The organism is Streptomyces sp. NPDC127108, from assembly GCF_042677545.1.
Taxonomy (GTDB): domain Bacteria; phylum Actinomycetota; class Actinomycetes; order Streptomycetales; family Streptomycetaceae; genus Streptomyces.
This window is the reverse complement of the sequence record NZ_JBHXTE010000013.1, coordinates 68,702-91,786: the sequence shown is the minus strand read 5'-3', so window position 1 is coordinate 91,786 and position 23,085 is coordinate 68,702. Positions and strand designations below refer to the sequence as shown.

The 23,085-nt window shown below is 73.2% G+C and carries 15 protein-coding genes and 1 other RNA gene; 4 read left to right on the top strand and 12 right to left on the bottom strand.

The window, feature by feature from the left end:
* Positions 1-129: 129 nt before the first annotated feature.
* Both ACFVHO_RS13355 and ACFVHO_RS13350 read right to left on the bottom strand, forming a co-directional pair.
* Positions 130-1,098, bottom strand: a complete 969-nt coding sequence (locus ACFVHO_RS13355; RefSeq protein ID WP_385713082.1) for a translation initiation factor IF-2 — start codon at positions 1,096-1,098, stop codon at positions 130-132.
* Between the two features lie 158 nt (positions 1,099-1,256).
* Positions 1,257-2,309: a LysR family transcriptional regulator gene (locus ACFVHO_RS13350; protein ID WP_385713080.1), complete on the bottom strand. Its 1,053-nt coding sequence runs from the start codon at positions 2,307-2,309 to the stop codon at positions 1,257-1,259.
* Between the two features lie 83 nt (positions 2,310-2,392).
* Between ACFVHO_RS13350 and ACFVHO_RS13345 the strand changes: the two genes are divergently transcribed.
* On the top strand, positions 2,393-3,718 hold the full coding sequence (locus ACFVHO_RS13345) for an MFS transporter (RefSeq protein WP_385713078.1): 1,326 nt from the start codon (positions 2,393-2,395) through the stop codon (positions 3,716-3,718).
* On the opposite strand, the gene dacB is transcribed toward ACFVHO_RS13345, so the two are convergent.
* The 6 genes from dacB to ftsE all read right to left on the bottom strand — a co-directional run bounded on the left by dacB (position 3,642) and on the right by ftsE (position 9,471).
* On the bottom strand, positions 3,642-5,243 hold the full coding sequence (gene dacB, locus ACFVHO_RS13340) for a D-alanyl-D-alanine carboxypeptidase/D-alanyl-D-alanine-endopeptidase (protein ID WP_385713076.1): 1,602 nt from the start codon (positions 5,241-5,243) through the stop codon (positions 3,642-3,644). The genes ACFVHO_RS13345 and dacB overlap by 77 nt on opposite strands.
* 190 nt (positions 5,244-5,433) lie before the next feature.
* Positions 5,434-5,803: a transfer-messenger RNA gene (ssrA, locus tag ACFVHO_RS13335) on the bottom strand.
* 136 nt (positions 5,804-5,939) lie between these two features.
* A complete protein-coding gene (gene smpB, locus ACFVHO_RS13330; RefSeq protein WP_385713074.1) occupies positions 5,940-6,461 on the bottom strand; it encodes an SsrA-binding protein SmpB in 522 nt (173 codons plus the stop codon).
* Positions 6,462-6,479: 18 nt separating this feature from the next.
* A complete protein-coding gene (locus ACFVHO_RS13325) occupies positions 6,480-7,697 on the bottom strand; it encodes a S41 family peptidase (protein ID WP_385713072.1) in 1,218 nt (405 codons plus the stop codon).
* Between the two features lie 100 nt (positions 7,698-7,797).
* The gene (ftsX, locus tag ACFVHO_RS13320) at positions 7,798-8,715 is read right to left on the bottom strand and encodes a permease-like cell division protein FtsX (protein WP_030358417.1); all 918 of its coding nucleotides are present in this window, start codon (positions 8,713-8,715) and stop codon (positions 7,798-7,800) included.
* Positions 8,716-8,781: 66 nt separating this feature from the next.
* The gene (gene ftsE / locus ACFVHO_RS13315) at positions 8,782-9,471 is read right to left on the bottom strand and encodes a cell division ATP-binding protein FtsE (protein WP_016644946.1); all 690 of its coding nucleotides are present in this window, start codon (positions 9,469-9,471) and stop codon (positions 8,782-8,784) included.
* Positions 9,472-9,757: 286 nt separating this feature from the next.
* Here ftsE and ACFVHO_RS13310 point away from each other — a divergent pair, with 286 nt between their 5' ends.
* A complete protein-coding gene (locus ACFVHO_RS13310) occupies positions 9,758-9,949 on the top strand; it encodes a hypothetical protein (RefSeq protein WP_030358418.1) in 192 nt (63 codons plus the stop codon).
* A gap of 181 nt (positions 9,950-10,130) precedes the next feature.
* Here the strand turns inward: ACFVHO_RS13310 and ACFVHO_RS13305 are convergent, their stop codons facing one another.
* From ACFVHO_RS13305 to ACFVHO_RS13290, 4 genes are all read right to left on the bottom strand, one after another.
* Positions 10,131-10,808, bottom strand: coding sequence for a hypothetical protein (locus tag ACFVHO_RS13305; protein ID WP_385713069.1), 678 nt, complete (start codon positions 10,806-10,808; stop codon positions 10,131-10,133).
* A 326-nt stretch (positions 10,809-11,134) separates the two neighbouring features.
* On the bottom strand, positions 11,135-12,241 hold the full coding sequence (prfB, locus tag ACFVHO_RS13300) for a peptide chain release factor 2 (RefSeq protein ID WP_385713067.1): 1,107 nt from the start codon (positions 12,239-12,241) through the stop codon (positions 11,135-11,137).
* Between the two features lie 56 nt (positions 12,242-12,297).
* Positions 12,298-13,533, bottom strand: coding sequence for a serine/threonine-protein kinase (locus tag ACFVHO_RS13295; RefSeq protein ID WP_385713065.1), 1,236 nt, complete (start codon positions 13,531-13,533; stop codon positions 12,298-12,300).
* Positions 13,534-13,692: 159 nt separating this feature from the next.
* Positions 13,693-15,321, bottom strand: a complete 1,629-nt coding sequence (locus tag ACFVHO_RS13290) for a serine/threonine-protein kinase (protein WP_385713063.1) — start codon at positions 15,319-15,321, stop codon at positions 13,693-13,695.
* Between the two features lie 594 nt (positions 15,322-15,915).
* Here ACFVHO_RS13290 and ACFVHO_RS13285 point away from each other — a divergent pair.
* Both ACFVHO_RS13285 and ACFVHO_RS13280 read left to right on the top strand, forming a co-directional pair.
* A complete protein-coding gene (locus ACFVHO_RS13285) occupies positions 15,916-20,571 on the top strand; it encodes an FHA domain-containing protein (RefSeq protein WP_385713061.1) in 4,656 nt (1,551 codons plus the stop codon).
* A gap of 1,088 nt (positions 20,572-21,659) precedes the next feature.
* Entirely contained in the window at positions 21,660-23,084 is a 1,425-nt protein-coding gene (locus tag ACFVHO_RS13280) for an ABC transporter substrate-binding protein (protein WP_385713059.1), read from the top strand.
* Position 23,085 lies beyond the last annotated feature (1 nt).

The following is a 23,085-nucleotide window of genomic DNA, read 5'->3' as shown; positions in this document are numbered from 1 at the left end:
GAGCGGAAGCAGAAGTGGGAGCGGGATTGGGAGTGGGAGTGGGAGTGGCAGCGTGAGTGGAGGTGGGGGCTGGAGCGGGGGCAGGCGCTAGGGCGCCCTCGGCCGACCCGCGCCCGCCGGAACGGAAGTTCATGCTCGTACGCCCCCAGCAGCCTCGTCCTCCTGGACCCGCCCGTCGGACACGGCCCGCGCCTCGGCCCCCGCGTCCCCGCCCGCGTCCGCCCCGGCGCCACCCTCTCCCTCGGCGCCGCCACTAGCGCCGTCCGGCGTCCGCGTGGGCGAAGCCGCGGGCGGGCCGGTCTCCTCGGCGGGACCGGGGTCCGGGTCCGGACCGGGAGGCGTGGCGTCGTCGCCGGGCGCCGTCGAGCCGTCCGTGCCGCCGCCCCCGGTCGGGTGCAGGCCGGCCTCGCCGCCGCTTTCGGGCGCCGGCCGCGCCCCGGAGGAACCCTCGGACCCGCGCGCCGCGTCACCACCCCGTGACCCCGGTATGGAGCGCCCCGACCCACCGCCCGCGCCCGGCGCCCCGTCCTCACCGGCCCGCGAGTCCATGGACGTGCCCGCGGAAACAGAACCGGAACCGGAAGCGGAGCCAGAAGCGGAAGCGGAAGGCGACTTCGGCCCGGCACCTCCGGAGGCAGGTGCCGTCGGCCCGGCAGCCGACTCCGTCGGCAGCTCAGGGGTGTCGACCTGGCTCGCGGGCTGCTCGTCCTTGGGGTCGGGCACCGGCAGCCAGGGCGCGCTGGAGTTGCCCGAGACGAGCGTCCCGGCCATGACCACGGCGTACCCCGCGCAGAGAAGGCCCACGACCGCGCCGATCCGGCGATACCGTCGGCTCCTGCGACCCGTCTCGTCGACGAACACCGGTGTATCGGCCACGCTCCGGGTGTCTGAAAACCCCTGCATGACGCGGGTGCCACCGGCCGCCGAGCCGCCGTACTCCCCCGCAAGGCACCGACCGACGCCGTCGATCTGGACGGTGACCTCGTTCGGGTCGTGCGTCGGCGCGGGCAGTCCGCCCGACCACTCCGGCAGTCCGCCATCGGGCCCGAAATGACCTTCGGTGGGCCTAGATGAGCCGTTTTCTCGCCAGTTCTCCATGCGTACGCACACCCCCCACGGGTCATGATGCGGGCGCGTACGACTCACCGGGCACTCGTCGTCCGGATCGGAACCCCACCCGATCCAGGCGCCCCCCTTTATCACACTGCACCCGGAAGCCGAATGTAGCGCACGCCGCTGACAACCGTGGTTTTACGTCAGTCCTGAATCATCATGATGAGTGCATCGGTGGCCGGAATCCATCCGTCCGCCGGTCTGTCCAGCCAGTCTTCCTCCGCCGCCAGTTCGGCCGCGGCACGCCGCAGCGCGTCGAGGCCGGGGTGCCGCAGACCGCGGCGCCACACGAGCGACACCGGCGACAGCGGTACGGGGTCGACGAGCGGCCGCAGCACACTGCCGGGCAGTTCGGGGAAGCCGACGACGGCGAGCACGGGGTTGCGGTGCTTCGCCATGATCCGCGCGAACTCCTCGGGGCCGACGGCGAGCGGTGCGGGCGGCGCGACCTCGATGCCGCGGCCGTCGAAGAGGCGGCGGGCCAGATCCGTCCACTCCGGGGTGCGTTCGTTGCCCGCGCCCGCGTAGACGCGCTCGCCCGCGAGCCGGTCGAGCGGCACCGCGTCGAGCTCCGCCAGCGGGTGGTCGACGGGGAGCAGCACCGCCATCGGCTCGTACCGTACGGGCTGTTGGTCGAGTCCGGCGCGTACGGCCTCGGGCAGTCCGGCGAAGCGGCCGAACGACGCGTCGAGACGCCCCGCCGCGATCTCGGCGGCGGCGCCGGTCAGACCGCTCTCGAAGCGGGCCATCAGCTCGCACTGCGGCGCCAGTTCCCGGGCCCGGTCCAGGATCCGGCCGAAGACCAGGCCGGGGCTGTTGATGTCGACGAGCAGCGGCCGGAGCGCCGTGGTCGCGCCGCCGCGCGCGAAGGCGGCTGAAAGATCGTCGTGCGCCGCGAGGACCCGGCGCGCGTACGGCAGCAGCCGCTCGCCCTCGGCGGTCAGCGCCACCTGCCGCGTCGACCGCGCGAACAGGTCGACCGCCAGCTCCCGTTCGAGCCGCCGCACGTCCCGGCTCAGGGCCTGCTGGGCCACGTACAGACGGGCGGCGGCCCGGGTGAAGTGCAGCTCCTCGGCCACGGCGAGGAAGGCGCGCAGGAGACGGGGGTCCACGTCACGGGGGACGGCGGGCGGCGGAGCAGCGGGCGTGGGCCCGGACGCGGGCAGGGGCGGCCCTCCGGACGACGGTTCGGTCATCCCGTGAATTTACAACCCAGGCGCGTGAATCGCCCTCCAGAAGGTGTTGGACCACACCCACGCGCGGCGGCGAGGCTCAAGCCATGCCCGAGGCCCCTGCCGACTCCCCCACCACGTCCGCCACCCCCACCACCCCGCCGAAACGAACCCCACGCGCGCGTACCCACCGGCCCCGCAACCCCTACGCCCGCCTCTTCGCGATACCCGGCGCCACCGCCTTCACCGTCGGCAACCTCATCGCCCGACTGCCCATGGGCATGTTCAGCGTGAGCGCCGTGATCATGATCGCGGGGGCCCGTGACTCCTACGCACTCGCGGGTGCCGTCACCGCCACCGGGCTCGCCGCGACCGCCGTCGTGGCGCCCTGGACGGCCCGCATGGTCGACCGGTACGGGCAGGCCAGGGTCGCCGTGCCCGCCACGGTCCTTGCCGTGCTCGGCTCGCTGTCGCTGCTGCTCTGTGTGCGCTTCGGGGCGCCGGACTGGACGCTGTTCGCCTCGTACGCGGCGACGGCCACGACCCCGAACACCGGGGGCATGTCGCGGGCGCGCTGGTCGCACCTGCTGAAGGGCGAACCGGACGCGCTGCACACCGCCAACTCCTTCGAGCAGGCGGCGGACGAGCTCTGCTTCATGCTCGGCCCGGTGCTCGCGGCGTTCCTGTGCGGGGCGCTCTTCCCGCAGGCGGGCACCCTCGTGGGCGCCGTGCTTCTGCTGACGGGCGTCCTGCTCTTCGCCGCGCAGCGCACGACGGAACCCCCGGTCCAGGAGCGTACGGACGAGACACCGAGGGCCAGGTCCCCGCTGCGCACCCGCGGGATGCCCGCTCTCCTGGTCGTGTTCCTCGCGACCGGGGCCGTCTTCGGCGCCATGGAGGTCGCGACCATCGCCTACGCGGACGAGCGGGGCCACAAGGCGGCCGCGGGCGTCGTCCTGGCGCTGCAGGCCGCTGGTTCGTGCGTGGCGGGGCTCGTCTACGGAGCGCTGCGGCCGAAGGGCTCCCCGGACCGCCGGCACGTCCTGTGCGGCGTGGCGATGGCGGCCCTGATGACGCTGCCGCTGCTCGCCGTGGCGACGACGGGTTCGCTCGTCGTGCTCGCCGGGGCGCTCCTGGTGGCCGGGATGGCGACCGCCCCGACGATGGTGACGGGCATGACGCTGGTGCAGCGGTACGCCCCCGAGGGGCAGTTGAACGAGGCCATGACCCTCGCCGTGACCGGGCTCCTCGGGGGCATCGCGTGCGGCGCCGCGGGCGGCGGCTGGACGGCGGAGCACATGGACCCCGCCGCCGCCTACGCCGTGCCGGTCGCCGCGGCGCTGTGCGCGCTGCTGCTCAGCACCGCGCGGGCTTGCGCCACGAGCACTCGAGGTCGCCGCTCCGATCGGCCCCGCGCTCCGTACGAGGCCTGACCAGGACGGCCTTGTCCTCGTCGGACTTGGCGAGGGTGACGACGATCGCGTCCTCCAGGGCCTTCACCGACGAGGCCAGGTAGTTGTTGAGGACGATGCTGAAGACCAGCTCGCGGCCGCCCGCGTCGGTCACGTACCCGGAGAGGGCGGACGCGCCGGTCAGCGACCCGGTCTTGGCGTGCACGTTGAGCGCCGCCGGTGTGCCACACATGCGGGTGCGCAACGTACCGCCGTCGAACTTGTCCGGGTCGCACGCCACCGGCAGGGACCGGTACCAGTCGGCGAACCACGGCTCGCCCTTGGCCGAGCGGAGCAGCTTGATGAACTGGTCGGCGGCGACGTTGTCCTTGCGGGAGAGCCCGGAGCCGTCGACCTGGCGCAGCTTGCCCGGGTCGACCCCGGCGGTCTTCAGGTAGCCGCCGATCGCCGTGATGCCGTCGGGCCAGTTGCCCGGCCGCCCGGTCGCCTTGTGCCCCATGGCCTTCGTCAGGGATTCGGCGTGCATGTTGTTGGACAGCTTCATGAACGGGATCAGCAGGTCCCTGAGCTGCATGGAGTCGTGCGAGGCCAGCTCGCGCGCCCCCGCGGGGGTCGCGATCCCGGCCCGGGTCGGTCCGCTCACCTTCACGCCGTGGGCGGCCAGCGCGTCCCGGAAGATCGCGGCGGCGTACCGGGTCGGCTCCCAGACGGTGATCCACTCCTTGGTGGTGGAGCCGCCGACGGGCACGTTGCCGGTGACGGTGATCGTGTTGTTGCCGTGCTGCCGCTCGACGGCGATGGTGTCGCCACCGCCCGCGGCGACCGTCTTGGCGCGCAGATCGATGTCTACGTAGTCGGTCTTCGGGGTCACGGTGACGCGCGGCTTGTCCCCGGCGGCGGCGCCCGGCGCCACCTCGACGATGACGGTGCCCGTGTCGTAGTCCGTGTCGGGGGCGACGCTCAGCGCGGAGATCTGCGCGGCGTAGTACGAGGACTCGTCGTCGGCGCCCCAGGTGTCGCCCTGGCGTCGGTCGTCGAAGCGGGTGTCGTCGGCGACGAGCCGCCCGGAGACGCGCTTGATGCCCTTGGCGGCGATGTCCGCGGCCAGCTTGTCGTAGTCCTTGGCGAGCGTCGTCGGGTCGCCGGTGCCGCGCAGGTACAGGTCGCCCTTGAGGACGGGTCCGTGCCGGTCGCCCGCGGCGAGCACGTCGGTGCGGAACCGGTGGTCGGGGCCGAGCAGTTCCAGGGCGGCGGCGGAGGTGAGCATCTTGGTGTTGGAGGCGGGCATGAGGCGCCCGCTGGGCAGATGCTGGTAGAGGATGTCGCCGGACTCCGCGTCGGCGACCACGACGCTGGCCGCGCCACCCTCCATGCGGGGGTCGCCGAGGATGGTGTCGATGGCTTCGGGCAGCCCGCTCCGCTCGGAGTCGGCCCCGGCCGGGGCACTGAGGGAGCCGAAAGAGAGGGTGGCCACGGCGAGGCCGAGAACGGCGGGCCAGATCCAGTGGCGCATGCGGTGGTTGACGCGTCTCACGGGTCTTCTCATGACCCTGGAGCATCCCCGAAGCCACCGCGCGGCGACAGACCCCACACCGGTCACGTATGCCGCGTGGCCCAGCCGCACCCACGTCGGGGGGTGCGGGTGGCAGAGCCCCCGCGACGCGCGGCGCAGCCGCGCAGAAACGACGAAGGCGACGTGGCCCGCGCTGTCCGCGGGCACACGTCGCCTGTCGACTTCGTGGAGATGGCGGGAATCGAACCCGCGTCCAACGGTGCAGAATCAGGGCTTCTCCGTGTGCAGTCCACTGCGATTTTCTCAGCCCCGGAGATCTCGTGGACAAGTCTCCGACGGGCTCAGTCACTGTTTGATTTCCTCCCAGACCCCGTGACCGGGTCTAGAAGTTTAGTTCCCTAGCTGATGCCAGGATCCGGGTCGGGAACAGCCCCGGGCTGACACTTCGCAAGTCGCTACTTAGGCAGCGAGGGCGAAGGAATCGCGCTTGGTGTTGGCGATTATTGGTTGCGACATATGGTTAACGAGATCATTGCCGCTTCCTCGACACGCTTCCCCTGCTTCGACATCCGCTGTCGAAACCGATCATCCCCATGTTGATTTTTCAAACCCTCCGAGGAGGGCACTCACCTCTTCAGGAGAGGCATGAGCCATCGTACGTGACCAACGCTGACCCGTGCCAGCCTATTCCCGCGGGCTTGGGACAGCCGGTCCCGCACAAGGGTCTCGCTAGCCGATCCCCTGCCGCCGCCTGGCCGCCGAGATCGCCCGGTTCGTCTCGCGGGTGTCCTGCTTCTCCCGCAGCGTCTGCCGCTTGTCGTACTCCTTCTTGCCCTTGGCGAGGGCGATCTCGACCTTGACCCGGCTGTCCTTGAAGTACAGGGCGAGGGGCACGATCGTGTGACCCGTCTCCTGGGACTTCGACTCCAGCTTGTCGATCTCCGCGCGGTGCAGCAGCAGCTTGCGCTTGCGCGTGGCGGAGTGGTTGGTCCAGGTGCCCTGCACGTACTCGGGGACGTGGATGTTGTGCAGCCACGCCTCGCCGCCGTCGATGTGCACGAAGCCGTCCACCAGGGAGGCCCGGCCGAGGCGCAGCGACTTGACCTCGGTGCCCATCAGGACGAGGCCGCACTCGTAGGTGTCCAGGATGTGGTAGTCGTGCCGCGCCTTCTTGTTCTGCGCGACCATCTTCCGGGCGGGGGCCTTCTCGTTGGCCTTGGCGGCCTTGCGCTTTACCTTTTCCTTCGCCATAGTCCCGCCATTTTCGCACTACGAGGGGGGCCCGAGGCCAGTCAATACTTTCTCGGCCCGCTCCTGGGCACCGTCCTCGACCACCAGGTCGGGCGTGATGCCCCGGCCGTCGACCGCCTTCCCCGAAGGGGTGCGGTAGTGCCCGACGGTCAGCTCGGCGACGGAGCCGTCCGGCAGCCTGCTCGGCTGCTGCACCGAGCCCTTGCCGAACGTCCTGGAGCCCACGACGACCGCGCGGCCGCGGTCCTGGAGGGCCCCGGTGAGCAGCTCGGCCGCGCTCATCGTGCCGCCGTCGACGAGCGCGACCACGGGTCTGGTGGTGTCCCCGCCCTGCTCGGCGTGGAGGGCGCGCTGCTTGCCGCGGACGTCGTACGTCGCGACGAGGCCGCCGTCCAGGACCGCGGAGGAGGCCGTGGTGGCCTCGGAGACCAGGCCGCCGGAGTTGCCGCGCAGGTCCAGGAGGATCCCGGCGCCCGCGGGGGCCCGGCGCACCGCCCTGCGCACGGCTTCCCCGGAGCCCTTCGTGAACGCCGCGACCTTGATCATCACGGCGCCGCCGGGGAGCCGGGTGACGGTCACGGAGTCCGTGGAGAGGCGGGCGCGGCGCAGGGTCTCGGTCCACGCGCGCGTGCCGCGCTTGAGGCCGAGGGTGACCGGGGTGTTCGCGCGGGTGCCGCGCAGCAGGGACACGACGTCGGTGACGGGGCGGCCGGTGACGTCCTTGCCGTCGATGGCGGTGAGCTTGTCGCCCTCGTGGATGCCGGCCCGGTCGGCGGGCCCGCCGCGCTGCACCCGGGACACCTCGATCCTGCCGTCGGCCTCGCGCCTGGCCCACAGGCCGACGCCGGTGTAGGCGCCGTCGAGGGACTGCTCGAACTCGCGGTACTCCCCCTGGGAGTAGACCGACGCCCAGCGGTCGCCGCTGCGGCTGACCACGTCCTCGGCGGCCTTCTTGCCGGACTTGCCGTCGGCCATCGCCTCGGCGGCGGCTTCGGCGGCCTCGTCGGCGGGGTCGCGGTCGGCGGGATCGACGGGGCCGGCGGGATCGGAGTCCCGCACGTCGCGGGTGGCGGAGACCGAGCGGGTCGAGGGAACTGCCTTGTTCCGGCCTTCCTCGGCGCCCTCGGACCAGGATCCGGTGGCCGCACCGGTGGCGAGGACGCTTGCGAAGACCAACGTCAGGGCCGCCCCGCGGCGGATGCGGCGGGGCTCGGCGTGCCAATCAGGGCCTGACATGTCGGTGAGTCTAGGACAACGAGGGGCGCCGCACGGCCGGTTGACCGCACGGCGCCCGAGGCACTCCTCACACCCGAAGGAGCGGGAGATGCCTGCCGTCTCACACCTTCAGGTACTTGCGCAGGGCGAAGAAGGCGGCGAGCGCGGGCATCAGCAGGCCGATGGCGAGCACCAGCGGCAGCTTCGCGAGCACCGCGTCCCAGCCGATGAAGTTGATCAGGTTGAGCTTCTCGGACAACTCAAGGCCGTGGTCGATGATGAAGTACCGGCCGAGGAGCAGGAATCCGCACGCGAGCCCGCCGCCGATCAGTCCGGCGACCGCGGCCTCCAGGATGAACGGCATCTGGATGTAGAAGCTGGACGCGCCGACGAGCCGCATGATCCCGGTTTCACGGCGACGGCTGAACGCCGATACGCGCACCGTGTTGACGATCAGCATCAGCGCGACGACGAGCATCAGCGCCATCACCGCGAGCGCCGCCCAGTTCATGCCGTTGAGCAGCTCGAAGAGGTTGTCCAGGACGCCCTTCTGGTCCTCCACGGACTGCACGCCGTCCCGCCCGGAGAAGGCGGTCGCGACCACCTGGTACTTCTCCGGGTCCTTCAGCTTGATGCGGTACGACTCCTGCATCTGGTCCGGCGTCAGCGAGCTGGACAGCGGGGAGTCGCCGAACTGCTCCTTGTAGTGCTTGTACGCCTGGTCCGCCGTCTCGTGCTGGACCGTGTCGACGACCGGCATCTTCTTCAGGTCGGTGAGGATCCGGTCCTTCTGCTCGTTCGTGACGGCGCCCTTGGCGCACTTGGGGTCCTGCTCGGCGTCCGCCTTGTTGCACAGGAAGATCGAGACGTTGACCTTGTCGTACCAGTAGCCCTTCATCGTGCTCACCTGGTCGCGCATGAGCAGCGAGCCCCCGAAGAGGGCGAGCGAGAGCGCTACGGAGACGACGACCGCGAAGGTCATCGTGAGATTGCGGCGGAGACCGACGCCGATCTCCGACAGGACGAACTGGGCGCGCATGGCGGCCTTTCAATGGATCAGGGGGAGCGGTGCGGCGGGGGCGGCGGGCGCGCGCCGACGGCCGGGTCAGTGCTGGTAGCCGTAGACGCCGCGGGACTGGTCTCGGACCAGGCGGCCCTTCTCCAGCTCGATGACGCGCTTGCGCATCTGGTCCACGATCTGCTGGTCGTGGGTGGCCATCACGACGGTGGTGCCGGTCCGGTTGATGCGGTCGAGGAGCTTCATGATGCCGACCGAGGTCTGCGGGTCGAGGTTGCCCGTGGGCTCGTCGGCGATCAGCAGCTTCGGCCGGTTGACGAAGGCCCGCGCGATGGCCACGCGCTGCTGCTCACCGCCGGACAGCTCGCCGGGCATCCGGTCCTCCTTGCCGCCGAGGCCGACGAGGTCGAGGACCTGGGGCACGGACTTGCGGATCTCGCCGCGCGACTTGCCGATGACCTCCTGGGCGAAGGCCACGTTCTCGGCGACGGTCTTGTTCGGCAGGAGGCGGAAGTCCTGGAAGACGGTGCCCAGCTGGCGGCGCATGTGCGGCACCTTCCAGTTGGAGAGCCGGGCCAGGTCCTTGCCCAGGACGTGCACCTGGCCGTGGCTGGTGCGCTCCTCGCGGAGGATCAGCCGCAGGAAGGTCGACTTTCCGGAGCCGGATGACCCCACCAGGAAGACGAACTCGCCCTTCTCGATCTCCAGCGACACATCGCGGAGGGCCGGGCGGTTCTGCTTCGGATAGGCCTTGGACACATTGTCGAATCGGATCACGGATGCACCACGGGTAGCCGGGGGTAGGTGAGCGTGACCATACGCGAACCGGAAGGGGCCGCGCAGTCGGCGTCCTGAGTTGCGCGGTTTGTTGCGGATCCGACCCGGAACAAATGGGGCGCCCGAGGATACGGGGGCGGCCTCGCGCGGACGGGGCGGGGCGGGCGTCGGCCGGGGCCGGGCGGCGGGCCGCGCCGAATTCCGCGGAAGCTGGCACAGTGGTAGGGGGAACGGTTGAGGTTCCCCGAGCGTTGGGCAGGCTGAGACTGTGCGGGAGGAGAAGCGCATGACCTATGACAGGTTGGTGTGCGCGAACTGCGCGGCGCCTGTGAGCGAGGGCCGCTGCCCCGTGTGCCGGGCGAACCGGGAGCGGATGCAGCACGAGGGCCCCTTCGGCGGCCTCAGCCCCGCGGCCCTGATAGGGCTGCTGGTGGTGCTGATCACGGCGATGGCCCTGCTGGCGCACCAGACCGCGTAGTCGTCGTAGTCGTCGCAGCAGTCGCCGTAGCCATCGAGCACGGACACGCAAGAAGGGCCCGGAGCCGATGCGGCTCCGGGCCCTTCCGCTGTCACCAGGTGCTCGGGAGGCGCCGCCCGCTACGGCGCGTACGTCTCCGTACGCGCCGCGTGGCGCACGTCCCCCTGGGCGCCCCGTCCGATCAGGCGGCGGCGCCGCGGTTGCCGGCCAGGCGCGGCAGGAAGCGGAAGCCGATGCCACCGGCGATCATGGTGGCGGCACCGATGATCAGGAAGGTGGTCTCGGTGGCACCCGTCTCGGCGAGCTCGCCGTCGTTCTTGCCGCTGCCGGTGTCGGAGACCCGCTCGACCGGCTTGGAGCCGGTGTCGGTCAGGCTGTCCTTGCCGCCCTGCTCGGCGGGGTTGGAGCCGCCGCCGTCGGGGTCGGTGTCGTTGCCGCCGTTGCCACCGGTGCCGCCGCCCGTGCCGTTGTTGTCACCCGGGTCGGTGGGCTGGGTGGGCGGGTCCGAGGGCTCGGTGGGCGGGTCCGTCGGCTCCGTGGGCGGGTCCGTCGGCTCGGTGGGCGGGTCCGTGGGCTCCGTGGGCGGGTCCGTCGGCTCGGTGGGCGGGTCCGTCGGCTCGGTCGGCTCGTCGGTCGGCTCCGGCGGGTTGGTGGGCTCGTCCGGGTCCTCGTCGTCGCCCGGCAGGTCGACGTCGACGCCGATGCCGTTCTCGTCGGCGGAGGCGCTCGCACCGGCCCCGCCGAGCTCGACGCCGACGTCCAGGGCCGAGGCCGCGCCGGCGGCGGTCAGCGAGGCGCCCGCGGCGATCACTGCGCCGGCGGCTATCCGCGCGACGCGGATCCGCGTCTTCTTCGTCATCTGGCTGCTACCCCCAGTAGCTGAATCGTCAGTGAGGCAGCGCCCCGGACCGCGGTCGCGGGGTGACTCTCGTTCGGCCCCCCGGATCACACGCGCACCGGAGATACGCATACCGCTCGCTAGCCTTTCCAGTTTTCGAACCACCGTCAAGGTCGTTGCGGGCGCGATGCCCGTTATGGGGACAGTTGACCGGCGTACGGACATGTGACTGTGACGTAAAAGGCGCAAGAAGCCCACAGGCGGCCCGGGAGGCCCCATAAACAAAGGCAACTGCCGCCCTGGGGGCGACAGTTGCCTCGCTCAGCTTTGTCGACAAAGCGTCGAAATTACTTCTCCTGCTGCTTGCGCCAGCGAATTCCGGCCTCGAGGAAGCCGTCGATCTCACCGTTGAACACGGCCTCGGGGTTGCCGACTTCGAACTCCGTGCGCAGGTCCTTCACCATTTGGTACGGGTGCAGGACGTACGAACGCATCTGGTTGCCCCAGGAGTTGCCGCCGTCGCCCTTGAGGGCGTTCATCTTGGCCTGCTCCTCCTGGCGGCGGCGCTCGAGCAGCTTCGCCTGGAGGACGTTCATCGCGGTCGCCTTGTTCTGGATCTGCGAGCGCTCGTTCTGGCAGGAGACGACGATGCCGGTGGGCAGGTGGGTCAGGCGGACCGCGGAGTCGGTCGTGTTCACGCCCTGGCCGCCGGGGCCCGAGGAGCGGTACACGTCGACGCGCAGCTCGCTCTCGTCGATCTCGATGTGGTCCGTCTGCTCGACCACCGGGAGGACCTCGACACCCGCGAAGGACGTCTGGCGGCGGCCCTGGTTGTCGAACGGCGAGATGCGCACCAGACGGTGCGTGCCCTGCTCCACGGAGAGCGTGCCGTAGGCGTACGGCGCCTGCACGGCGAAGGTGGTCGACTTGATGCCGGCCTCTTCCGCGTACGACGTCTCGTACAGCTCGGTCTTGTAGCCGAGGCGCTCCGCCCAGCGCAGGTACATCCGCTGGAGCTTCTCGGCGAAGTCGGAGGCGTCCACGCCGCCGGCCTCCGCGCGGATGGTGACGACCGCCTCACGGGCGTCGTACTCCCCGGACAGGAGGGTGCGGACCTCCATCTCGTCCAGCGCCTTCTTGACCGCCGTGAGCTCCGACTCGGCCTCCGCGCGGGTGTCCGGGTCGTCCTCCTCCTCGGCCATCTCGAAGAGCACGCCCAGATCGTCGATTCGCCCGCGCAGCGACTCGGCCTTGCGCACCTCCGCCTGGAGGTGGCTCAGCTTGCTGGTGATCTTCTGCGCCTCGTCCGGGTCGTCCCAGAGGGACGGCGCGGCCGCCTGCTCCTCGAGCACGGCGATGTCTGCCCTCAGCTTGTCGAGGTCCAGGACGGCCTCGATCGACTCCATGGTCGAGGAGAGGGACTTGAGCTCTTCGGATACGTCGACGACTGCCACCACACCAGCGTAACGGCTACGGCAAGCAGTCTTCCCCCGGCGGCGGCCCCGGGGGCCTACGGGACCGGCGGCGCCGAGTTCCTGTTGTCGGGGGTCGCGGGGTCGCTGTCGTCCCCGGACGTGGCGTACCAGGCGCCCCCGCCCACCGCCGCGGCGAGGACGACGCCCACCACGCCGAGCGTGACCCGGCGGCGCTTGGCCGAGGCCCTGTGGCGGGCCGAGCCGGGGCGGACGGTGCCCGTGGCGCGGGGGGCGCGGGCCGTGCCCCGGGCGCCGCCGGCCAGCTCGTCGGGGGCGGGGACGCGCATGGAGGTGTGGGTGTCGCGGTTGGCGTCCGCGGGTGCCGCGCCGGGGACGAGGGGGACGGCTCCGCGCCGCGGGGGCTTCTCGCGCGGCTCCGGGGACGTGTCCTCGTACGGCTCGTCGGCGGGCTCCGCCTCCGGCTCGTCGACGTCCAGGGGCGGGATGCCCGCGAGCAGGGGCAGCTGCTCGCGCAGCCGGGCGCCCAGCTCGGAGGCGCGCAGGCGGGAGGCCGGGGCCTTGGCCAGGCACTGGACCATGAGCTGCCACAGCTCGTCGGGGATGCCGGGCAGCGGGACCACGGTCTCGGTGACGTGGCGCCGCAGGACGGCTCCGGGGTGGCCGCCGCCGAACGGCGTGAAGCCCGCGAGCAGCTCGTACAGGACGGTGGCGAGGGCGTAGATGTCGACGGCCGCGCGCGGGGGCAGGCCCTCGATGATCTCCGGGGCCAGGTAGTCCGGGGTGCCGATGATCTTCGTGGCGCGGGTGCGGCGCGGCGAGTCGATGAGCTTGGCGACGCCGAAGTCGGTGAGGAGCGCCGGGTGCGCCCCGGCGGGGCCGAGGGGGCCCTGCATGTCGAGGAGGACGTTCTCGGGCTTCACGTCCCGGTGCACGATCCCCGCCGCGTGCGCCGCGGCGAGCGCGTCGGCGACGTCCGCGACGATCGCGACGGCGGCCTCGGGGGCGAGCCTGCGCTCGCGCTCCAGGCGCGTGCGCAGATCGGTGCCCCGTACGAGGTCCATCACCAGGGCGAGGTCGTTGCCGTCGACCACCAGGTCGTGGACGCCCACCACGCGCGCGTGGTCGAGGCTGAGCAGCGCCGTGCGCTCCTGGACGAAGCGGCCGACGAGTTCCTGGTCGGACGCCAGGTCCTCGCGCAGCAGCTTGATGGCGACGGGACCCTCGGGGCCTTCGCCGAGCCACACCGTGCCGGCGCTGCCCCGTCCCAGAATCTGGTGGGCCGTGTACCGGCTGCCGATCTTCCGTCCCAAGACTGCTCCTACGGATGTGTGTTGGCCCAAAACTACGCGGCCAGGGCACCAACCATCACATCCGCACGGGAAATCACCCCGCAGGAGTCGACAAATCCACAGAGTCGGCCGGGTTCGGCTCCCGAACCCGGCCTTTTCTCAGTTCCCGCTCGGTACCGCTCAGTTCCCGTTGATCTTGCCCGACCAGTCGGACACCGTGTTGTAGACGTCCTTGATCTGGTCCCAGTAGCTCTTCGTCGTGCCGATCCAGTCCTGGAGCGGGCTCAGCTCCCAGACCAGCCAGCTCGCGATGAACAGGATCACGAGCACGACCAGGCAGCCCTTGAGGCAGCCGAGGCCGGGGATCCGGGTCCGGTTCGGGTTCGGCTGCCGCTGGCGGCGCGGCTCCGGGGCCGCGGGCTGCGGCGGCGGGGCGGGCTGCTGAGGCGGCGGCTGGTACGGCTGCGGCTGGGGCGCGTACGGCTGGGGCTGCGGCTGCATCTGGCGCGGCTGCTGCGGCGGCTGGTACGGCTGCGGCTGGTGCTGCGGGGCGTACGGCTGCGGCTGCTGGGGCTGCTGCGGGCGGGCCACCTGGCGCTGCGGGCGGCGGCGCAGCGGGTCCTGGCTCGGGTCCAGGTACTGCACCTGCGTCTGGTCGTTGCGGTCGCGGGCCGCGCGCATCTGGTTCTGCCAGGGGTGCGGCTCGTCGGGGTTGCCGCCCGGCTGGCCGGGGCCCACCGGCGGCATGACGGCCGTGGGGTCGGCGTTCGGGCCCTGGGGGCCGCCGGTGTGCGGCAGGACGCTGGTGGCGGCGGCCGGGTCGTACCCGCCCGCGTTGGTGTTCGGGAGCACCTGGGTGGGGTCGGCCGCGCCCGGGGTGTCCGGCACCGGGGCGGGCGCCGGGTCCGGGGCGAGCAGGGCGGCCACGCCCTCCGCGGCGGCGATCTGCGCGGCGCTGGCGTGCACCCCGATGCCGTCGGCGACGGCGCGCAGGCCGCGCGCGAGGTTCTCGGCGCTGGGGCGGCGGTCGGGGTCCTTGCTGAGGCAGCGCTCGATGACCGTCCACAGCGGGTCGGGCACGGTCGAGGGGCGGCGCGGCTCGGCGCTCAGGTGCTGGTGCAGCACTTCGAGGGCGGAGCCCCCGGCGAACGGGGGACGGCCCGTGACCAGCTCGTACAGCAGGATGCCCGCGCCGTAGATGTCGACGGCGCTCGTCTGCGGGCGGCCCTCGGCGGACTCCGGCGCGACGTACGCGGGCGTGCCGACGAACTCCTGGGTGCGGGTCAGGCCCGGGGAGTCAGCGAGGCGGGCGATGCCGAAGTCCGTGAGCATCGGGTGCATGCCGCTCGCGTCCTGCTTGACCAGGACGTTCGCGGGCTTCAGATCGCGGTGCACGACGCCGTCGGCGTGGCTCGCGGCGAGCGCGTCGGCGATCTGGGCGGTGAGGAGCGCCGCCGCGGCCGGCGTGAACGGGCCGTTCTCGCGCAGGTACTTGTGCAGGTCGGGGCCCTCGACGAGGTCCATGACCAGGGCGAGCAGATCGCCCTCGACGACCAGGTCGCGGGTGCGCACGATGTTCGGGTGCGTCAGCCTGAGCAGGACGGAGCGCTCCCTCAGGAAGCGCATCACCACGTCCGGGTCGTTGGCCAGCTCCTCCTTGAGGACCTTGATCGCGACGGTCTCGCCGGGCTGGCCGGGAACGGCCGCCTCGGCGCCCGCGGTCTCCCGCTGGCGGGCTCGCCAGACGGTGCCCGTGGCGCCGCGCCCGAGCGGCTCCTCGAGCAGGTACTTGCTGCCTACCGGCCGCACGTCATGCGCTCCCTGCTGATCTGGCTGGTCTGTGGTCCCGCGGTGCGGTGGTGCCGCCCCGCTGCGCGGTGGCGCCGCTCCGCGTCCTGCGGTGCTGGTGTGCTCTTCGCCGCCCCGTCGTCCGGTACAGCGTTCCGACCCACTGTAGTGCCGCCGAACGGGGCACCGTCCGACGATCTTGCGCCTCCCGGCGGCCGGAATCGGACCCGCGACGGACCTTTGTTCGGAGGGAAGACGCTCCACCAGCGTGGTTGGTTGCCGAGGGAGTGCCGGGAGACGCCGGGAACCGCGGAAACGGACTTTGGTCCCGGCCCTGGTCCGCCTCCGGTCCGGCTCCGGTCCGGCTCCGGTCCCGGCAGTCGCCGCGGCCGCGTGGTCATCACCGCCCACATCGGTCCGAGCAGGCACTTTGCGGGCACGTTTCCGAGCAGAGGCGACCAATCAAGATCAAATGCGGGTGGGGGGCGGGCGTGTTGTCAGTGGCAGGTGCGAGGATGCTGTCCGTACTGGCCGACGTGCCCGTGTGCGGTGGGGGGAATCACAGCGCGAGTCCCCGTGCCGGGCGCCCAGCGCAGGAAGGGACCGCTGACGGCGATGCAGATCCGGCTGACCGTCCTCGGGCCGCGTGGCGGCCAGACCGAGCCGGGGGGACGCCCCTCGGCGGCCTGCGACGTGCTGGTCACCGCCCCCGCCGGGACCGCCCTCGCCGCGGTCGCGTCCGGCCTGGCCGCGGCCGTGACCACGGGCGACGGACCCACCGTCCTCTACGCCCAGTCGGACCGCCTCGACCTCCAGCGCTGCACGCTCGGCGAGCCGCCCCTGGTCGACGGCGCCGTGCTGTCCGTCGGCACCCCCGCCGAGCCAGGACCCGACCTGGCCGAGGCCACCGCCCGGCTGCACGTGGTCGCGGGCCCCGACGCGGGCGGCGTGCACCTGCTGCACGGCGGCCAGATCCGCGTCGGCCGCTCCGCGCAGGCCGACGTCCCCCTCGACGACCCGGACGTCTCCCGACTGCACTGCGCGGTCACCCTGGACCCGGACGGCCGCGTCACGGTCACCGACCTCGGCTCGACCAACGGCACGACGGTGGACGGCCGTGCCATCTCCGACCGCCCGGTCCGCCTCGCCTCCGGCTCCCTCCTGCGCGTCGGCGAGTCCGTGCTGCGCCTCACCGCGGGCGACGCCACGGACGACGCGCTGCCGACGGCCTCGGACGGGGAGGGGCATGTGCGGGTGCGGATCGCCGCCCTGGAGGGGACGGGGGTCCCTGTACAGGGGGTGCCGCTGGGTTCGGGGCCCAGTGTCGGGGTGCCGGTGGGGTCTGGGCACACGGTCCCGGGCGGGGCTGGGGCCGGAACGACTGGGGCTGGAACAGGAACGGGTGGGGCTGGAGCAGGACCGGCTGAGGACAGGTGGCAGTCGGGTCCCGGGGGCGGGGATGTACGGCCGGGGGGTGTACGGCGCGGGGATGTGCGGCCGGGGGGCGGCTCGGCTCAGCATGCGTACGGGTCGGCGGACTGGGGGGCCGCCGAGGGCAGTGCGGGCGGGCATGGGGGTGGGCCCGGGAGCGAGAGCGGGCGTCTGGGTGCGTCGGAGGGCGCCGGGGCCGTCGGGGCTCCTGGGGCGCCTGGGATGCATGGGGCCACGGGGGCGTCGGCGGCTCCCGGGGTGCCTGGGCCCAGGGGGACGTCTGTGCCCGCGGGGTTGTCCGGAGCATCCGGAACGTCTGCGGTTCCGGGTGTGCCCGGAACCCAGGGGACTTCTGCGGCGCCGGGTGCGCCTGGCGGTCCCGGGGCCCCTGCCACACCGGGTGTGCCTGGCACTTCGGGGACCTCTGCCGTGCTGGGTGCGCCTGGCACTCCGGGCACCTCCGCGACGCCGGGTGTGCCTGGCGGTCCGGGGACCTCTGTAACCGCAGGAATGCCTGGAGCCTCAGGGACCCCTGTGACACCAGGGATGCCCGGAGCGCACGAGACCTCTGCGACGCCGGGCGCGCCCGGAACCCCGGGGGCTCCTGCTGCCCCAGGGACCCCTGCTGCCCCGGGGATGCCCGGGGCTCAGGGGATGCCGGGGGCCCAGGGAACTCCCGCGCCCACCGCGCCACCCACACAACAACCTGCCCACCCGGCAGCACCCTCGCACCCCGGGCACCCCGGACACCCCGGGCACCCCGGACACCCTGGGCACCCCGGGCACGCCGAGCAGCTCGGACACCCTGAGCACCCTGGGCATGCCGGGCACCCCAGGCACCCCGCAGCTCCCACACCCCCCACCCCCTCTGGGATGCCCCCGGCCTCCCCCGCCTCTCCCGGCACCTCCGCCTCCCCCATGTCCCCCGGCTCCCCCACCCCTCCCGAGACACCCGTGGTGCCGCAGCAGGGCGGGGTGCCGGAGATGGAGCGGCACCGGGCCGGTACTCCGCCCCGGGGGACGACCGTGCCGCGTGGGGTGCGCAAGCGCGGCGGGCTGTCCGCGTGGGCGCGGCGGCTGGCCGGTGGGCGGGGCGAGGAGGCGGAGCGGGAGCACGCCGCGTACGACGAGACGTACGACGGACCCCGGAACGCGGGGGCGTACGAGGACGGGTGGCCGGGCGGGACGGAGGCGGCCGGCGCCGAGGGGACGGCCGACGCGGGCGCGCGGGTGCCCGAGGCGTGGCCCGACGCGGCGGCGCTGCTCCTGACGGCGCTCGGGCCGGGGGCGCGGCTCTGGGAGCGCGGCCCCGGGCATCCGGAGGCGCTGGCCGTGCGGCTCGGCACGGTCGACCGGGCCGCACCGGGCGCGGACGGGCTGCTGCCCGCGGTGCCGGTGACGGTGAGCCTGCGGGAGGCGGGGGCGCTGGGGCTCGCGGGGCCGCGTGAACGGCTCGCGGGCCTGGCGAGGTCGGTGCTCGCGCAGTTGGCGGCGCTGCACTCGCCCGGCGCCCTGGAGATCGTGCTGATCAGCACGGACCGTACGCGTACGCCGCGGCAGCGGGCCGACGAGTGGGCCTGGCTCGGCTGGCTGCCGCACGTCAGGCCCGGCCACGGGCAGGACTGCCGGCTGCTGCTCGCGTACGACAGGGACCAGGCGGCGGCCCGGACGGGCGAGTTGCTACGACGCCTCGACGAGCCTGCCGAACCGGCTGAACCGGCCGGGGCGGAGGTGGAGTTCGGGGCGGCATCCGGCCAACCGGGGTTCTCCGGAGGCCCGTTGGGCGGGCACGCCGAGAGCGTGCCTCCGGCCGGGCCGCGCACGGTGGTGGTCGTGGACGGGGATCCGGGGTCGGCCGGGCTGCGGGAGGCCGCCGTGCGGCTCGCGCGCGAAGGGGCCAGGGCCGGGATCCATGTGGTGTGCCTGGCCGAGACGACGACGGCGTCGCCCACGTCGCCGGTGACGGATACGTACGAGGCGGCGTGCGAGGTGTCGCCCGCGTTCCGCGCGTGCGGGGCGGCGGCGCTGCTCAGCGGGGACGTGGCGACGGCGCTGCGGGTGCTGCGCACGGCGGACGGGCGGCCCGCGGGGCAGGGCACGGTCGCCGTGGTGGACGCGGTGTCGGCGGCGTGGGCGCAGCGGTTCGCGCGGGCGCTCGCGCCACTGCGGCCCGACGGGGCGGGCACGGGTGGCGGACAGGCCCGGGTGGCCGTGCCGCTGCCCCAATCGGCGCGCCTCCTGGACGAGTTGGGACTCGCCCGGGCCACGCCCGCCTCGCTGATGGCGCGATGGGCGGACGCCGCGGACGACGCGCAGGCGCTGGGCGGGCGGGCCTGGGCGGTGCTCGGGGCGGGGGCGCGGGGGCCGGTGGTCGCGGACCTCGTCGCGGACGGCCCGCATCTACTGATCGAAGGGCCCACGGGCAGCGGGCGAACGGAGCTGCTGCGGTCGGTGGCGGCGTCCCTCGCGGCCGCCGAACGGCCCGACCGGCTCGGGATCGTCCTCATCGACGGCCGCGACGGCGGACCGGGCAACGGTTCCGGGACGGGCGGCGGAAGCGGGGGCGGCATCGGGGTCGGGGGCGGGGAGCGGCCGGGTGACGGCCTGCGGGCCTGTATGGATCTGCCCCACGTCACCACGCACCTCGCCGCCAACGACCCCGTCCGGATGCGGGAGTTCGCCCAGTCCCTGACGGCCGAGCTGAAGCGGCGGGCGGAGCTGCTGGGGCGGGTCGGGTTCGCCGAGTGGCACACGCAGCAGGAAGTGTCCGGGCGGATGGTCACGCAGCGGTCTTCCGGGGCGGAGGCCGGGGGGTCGCTCGGGGCGGGGCGTGCGGGTGGCGCTGCCGCGCCGGGCGGATCTGGTGGCTCCGGTGGGCCCGGTGGCTCTGGTGGCCCCGGCGGCTCCGGTGGCCCTGGCCGCTCCGGCGGCCCCGGCAGCCCCGGCGGCTCCGGTGGCCCCGGCGGGTCAGGTGGCCCTGGCAGGCCCGGTGACCCCGGCGGCTCAGGTGGCTCCGGCAGGTCCGGCGGTTCCGGTGGCTCCGGCAGGTCCGTTGGCTCCGGCGGGTCCGGCGGGTCCGGCGGGTCCGGCGGCTCAGGTGGCCCCAGCAGGCCCGGTGCCCCCGGCAGGCCCGGCGGCTCTGCTGGCTCCAGCAGGTCCGGTGGCTCCGGCGGGTCCAATGGCCCCAACGGCCTCCACGGACCGGGCGGACCGGGCGGACCGGGCGACTCCCGCGGCACGAGCACCCCCGACAGCGGGGACCTCGACTCCCCGACGCGCGCCACCATGCGGCTGCGCCCCATCGCGGCGGGGCGGGCCGAGCCCGGGCCGCCGCTCGCGCGGCTCGTCGTGCTCGTGGACGACTTCGACGCACTGCTCGCGCCCGCGCTCGGGTCGCCCGGGCGGCCCGCCGCCGGGTCCGTGGTGCGGGCCCTGGAGGCGGTGGCGCGGGACGGGGAGCGGCTCGGTGTGCACCTGGTCGTGGCGGCGCGGGGTGAGCGGGCCGGGGCCTCGGAGGTGGGGCGGCGGGCCGGGCTCCTGGTCGCGCTCGACGCCGTCGGGTCCGGGCCGGACGACCCCGCTCCCGGGCGGGGTGTGCTGCGGGGCCTGGACGGGCGGGGGGCCGCCTTCCAGGCGGGGCGGGTCACCGGGCGGATTCCGCGGACCGCGACGCTGCGGCCCACGGTGGTGCCGGTCGAGTGGGAGCGGATGGGGGATCCGCCGACGCGGAGGCCCGTGCGGGAGCTGGGGAACGGGCCGACGGATCTGGCGCTGCTCGCCAGTGCGTTGGACCGGGCGGCGCGCTCGGTGTCGGCGGAACGGGTCCCTTCCTTGCTGTGACGTCGGCTTGAGCGCCACGAGCGAGGCCGACGTCGGCGGACGGGGGCGCACTTGCGGCGCACCCGCCGCACCCGCACCCGCGTCCGCGTACGGGGCGAACGCCAACCGCACTGACACCGTTGCCCTGGGCTGTGCCCACCCTCCCCCGACGCCCTCTGGCTGACCCAGTTGCCCACAGGGCGGGGCGACAGACACCGCCGACCCACCGGACCGAAGACGGGACACCCCCACGCCACAGCCACCGCCGAACCAGGCCGCGCCCACCCTCCCCCGACGCCCTCTGCGTGACCCAGTCACCCACAGCACGGGACGACGGACACCACAGACCCACCGGGCCCAAGGCGGGACACCCCCACGCCACAGCCACCGCCGAACCAGGCCGCGCCCATCCTCCCCCGAGCTCTCGGCTTCGCTCGAGCAGGGGCACCCCCATCGCCCCTTGGGCGGCCCAACTCCCCACAGCGCGGGACGGCAAAGCTGCCACCCCCAAGCGGGTGCCCCCCCCAAGGGCAAGCCGCGCCCACGACCACGGGCGGGCGAGTGAACTCGCCGCGCAGCGGCGGGCGAAGGGCGTCGCCCCACGGGCCGCACGCGCGATGCAGCCGCAGCCACCCCGCCACTCCTCCACCCCGCCTCCCCCACTGGAGCAAGCCGCGCCCCACGATCACGGGCGGGCGGGTGGGAGAGCCGCCGCGCAGCGGCGGGACGGAAGGCGCCCCGGTAGCGAGCCGCACGGGCGACGCAACCGCAACCGCCCGCCCGCCCAGCCGCCTGCCGCCCGCCGCGCGCCACCCGCCGCCCGCCGCCCGCGAGGGCAAGCCGCGCCCCACGACCACGGGCGGGCGGGTGGGAAAACCCACCGCGCAGCGGTGGGACGGAAGGCGCGGTGGGAGGTGGGGGAACAGCTGGGGCGAAAGGCGTACGCAACCCCCGGCGACCCCCGTCCGAAAGGGCGCCCACGCCAGATGACGGCACGTCACAACGCCATCACGATCACCGACTTGGCGCCGTAGACCATCTTGCCGCCCTTGACCACGCGGGCGTAGACAGACGCAACGGGACCTGTCGGGGAAGAGAACGGGGCAGTGATGCGCAGCACTCTTCGTACACGCACACCCAGTACACGTCGTACACGCACACCCAGTACACGTCGCGCTCGTCGCACGCGTGGGACGGCCGCCAAGGCGGTCGCCGCCGTCGGCGTCCTCGCGCTGGGGCTCAGCGCCTGCGGGGGCGACGACAAGGACGACGACAAGGCAGGCGGTGGCGGCAAGGAGAGCGCGGCCACCGTGCAACTGCCCAAGCTGGACGGCGAGAAGGTGTCGGTGGCCGCCGTCTGGGGCGGCGCCGAACGGAAGGTGTTCCTCAAGGTCCTGGACGAGTTCGAGAAGCGTACGGGCGCCGAGGTGTCGTTCGTACCGGCCCAGGACCCCATCATCAGCTTCCTGGAGTCGAAGGTGGCGGGCGGCCAGCCGCCGGACGTGGCGATGCTGCCGCAGGTCGGCGCGATCGAGCAGGCCGTGGCGAACAAGTGGGCCAAGCCGGTCGGCGCGGAGGCGCAGAAGCAGCTCGACAAGAACTACGCCCAGGGCTGGCAGGACCTCGGGGCGGTGAACGGCAAGCAGTACGGCGTCTACTTCAAGGCCGCCAACAAGTCGCTGGTCTGGTACAACACCAAGGTCTTCGAGAACGCGGGCGCCCAGGAACCCAAGACCTGGAAGGAGTTCATGAAGACGTCGCAGACGGTGTACGACTCGGGCGTCACGCCGATGTCCGTCGGCGGCGCGGAGGCGTGGACCCTGACCGACTGGTTCGAGAACATCTACCTCTCGCAGGCGGGTCCGGAGAAGTACGACCAGCTCGCCCAGCACAAGATCAAGTGGACGGATCCGTCCGTGAAGGCCGCCCTGACGACGCTCGGGAGCTACTTCGGGAAGAAGGGGTTCATCGCCGGGGGCGCCGACGGCGCGCTGCAGACGGAGTTCCCGGCGTCCGTGAAGCAGACCTTCACCGGCGGCGACCAGCCGAAGGCGGGCATGGTCTTCGAGGGCGACATGGTGTCCCTTTCGATCGCGGAGACCAAGGCCGAGGTGGGCACGGACGCGAAGGTGTTCCCGTTCCCGGCGGTCGGGGACAAGTCACCGGCCGTGGTCGGCGGTGACGCGGCCGTGGCGCTGAAGGACAGCAAGGGCGCGCAGGCCCTGCTCACGTTCCTGGCCACTCCCGAAGCCGCGAAGATCTGGGCCGAGGCGGGCGGTTTCGTGTCGCCGAACAAGGGCCTGGACCTGAAGGCGTACCCGAACGACGTGCAGCGCGGCATCGCCGACGCCCTGATCAAGGCGGGCGACGACATCCGCTTCGACATGTCGGACCAGGCCCCGCAGTCCTTCGGCGGCACGCCCGGCAAGGGCGAGTGGAAGGCGCTGCAGGACTTCCTGAAGAACCCGAAGAACGTCGCGGGCACCCAGCAGACGCTGGAGGACGCGGCGGCCAAGGCGTACAAGAACAGCTGAC

Excerpts from the sequence above, each read along its gene's own strand:
- ACFVHO_RS13355 (WP_385713082.1), bottom strand. The coding sequence starts at position 1,098 with ATGGAGAACTGGCGAGAAAACGGCTCATCTAGGCCCACCGAAGGTCAT.
- ACFVHO_RS13350 (WP_385713080.1), bottom strand. The coding sequence starts at position 2,309 with ATGACCGAACCGTCGTCCGGAGGGCCGCCCCTGCCCGCGTCCGGGCCC.
- ACFVHO_RS13345 (WP_385713078.1), top strand. The coding sequence starts at position 2,393 with ATGCCCGAGGCCCCTGCCGACTCCCCCACCACGTCCGCCACCCCCACC.
- dacB (WP_385713076.1), bottom strand. The coding sequence starts at position 5,243 with ATGAGAAGACCCGTGAGACGCGTCAACCACCGCATGCGCCACTGGATC.
- smpB (WP_385713074.1), bottom strand. The coding sequence starts at position 6,461 with ATGGCGAAGGAAAAGGTAAAGCGCAAGGCCGCCAAGGCCAACGAGAAG.
- ACFVHO_RS13325 (WP_385713072.1), bottom strand. The coding sequence starts at position 7,697 with ATGTCAGGCCCTGATTGGCACGCCGAGCCCCGCCGCATCCGCCGCGGG.
- ftsX (WP_030358417.1), bottom strand. The coding sequence starts at position 8,715 with ATGCGCGCCCAGTTCGTCCTGTCGGAGATCGGCGTCGGTCTCCGCCGC.
- ACFVHO_RS13310 (WP_030358418.1), top strand. The coding sequence starts at position 9,758 with ATGACCTATGACAGGTTGGTGTGCGCGAACTGCGCGGCGCCTGTGAGC.
- ACFVHO_RS13305 (WP_385713069.1), bottom strand. The coding sequence starts at position 10,808 with ATGACGAAGAAGACGCGGATCCGCGTCGCGCGGATAGCCGCCGGCGCA.
- ACFVHO_RS13285 (WP_385713061.1), top strand. The coding sequence starts at position 15,916 with ATGCAGATCCGGCTGACCGTCCTCGGGCCGCGTGGCGGCCAGACCGAG.
- ACFVHO_RS13280 (WP_385713059.1), top strand. The coding sequence starts at position 21,660 with ATGCGCAGCACTCTTCGTACACGCACACCCAGTACACGTCGTACACGC.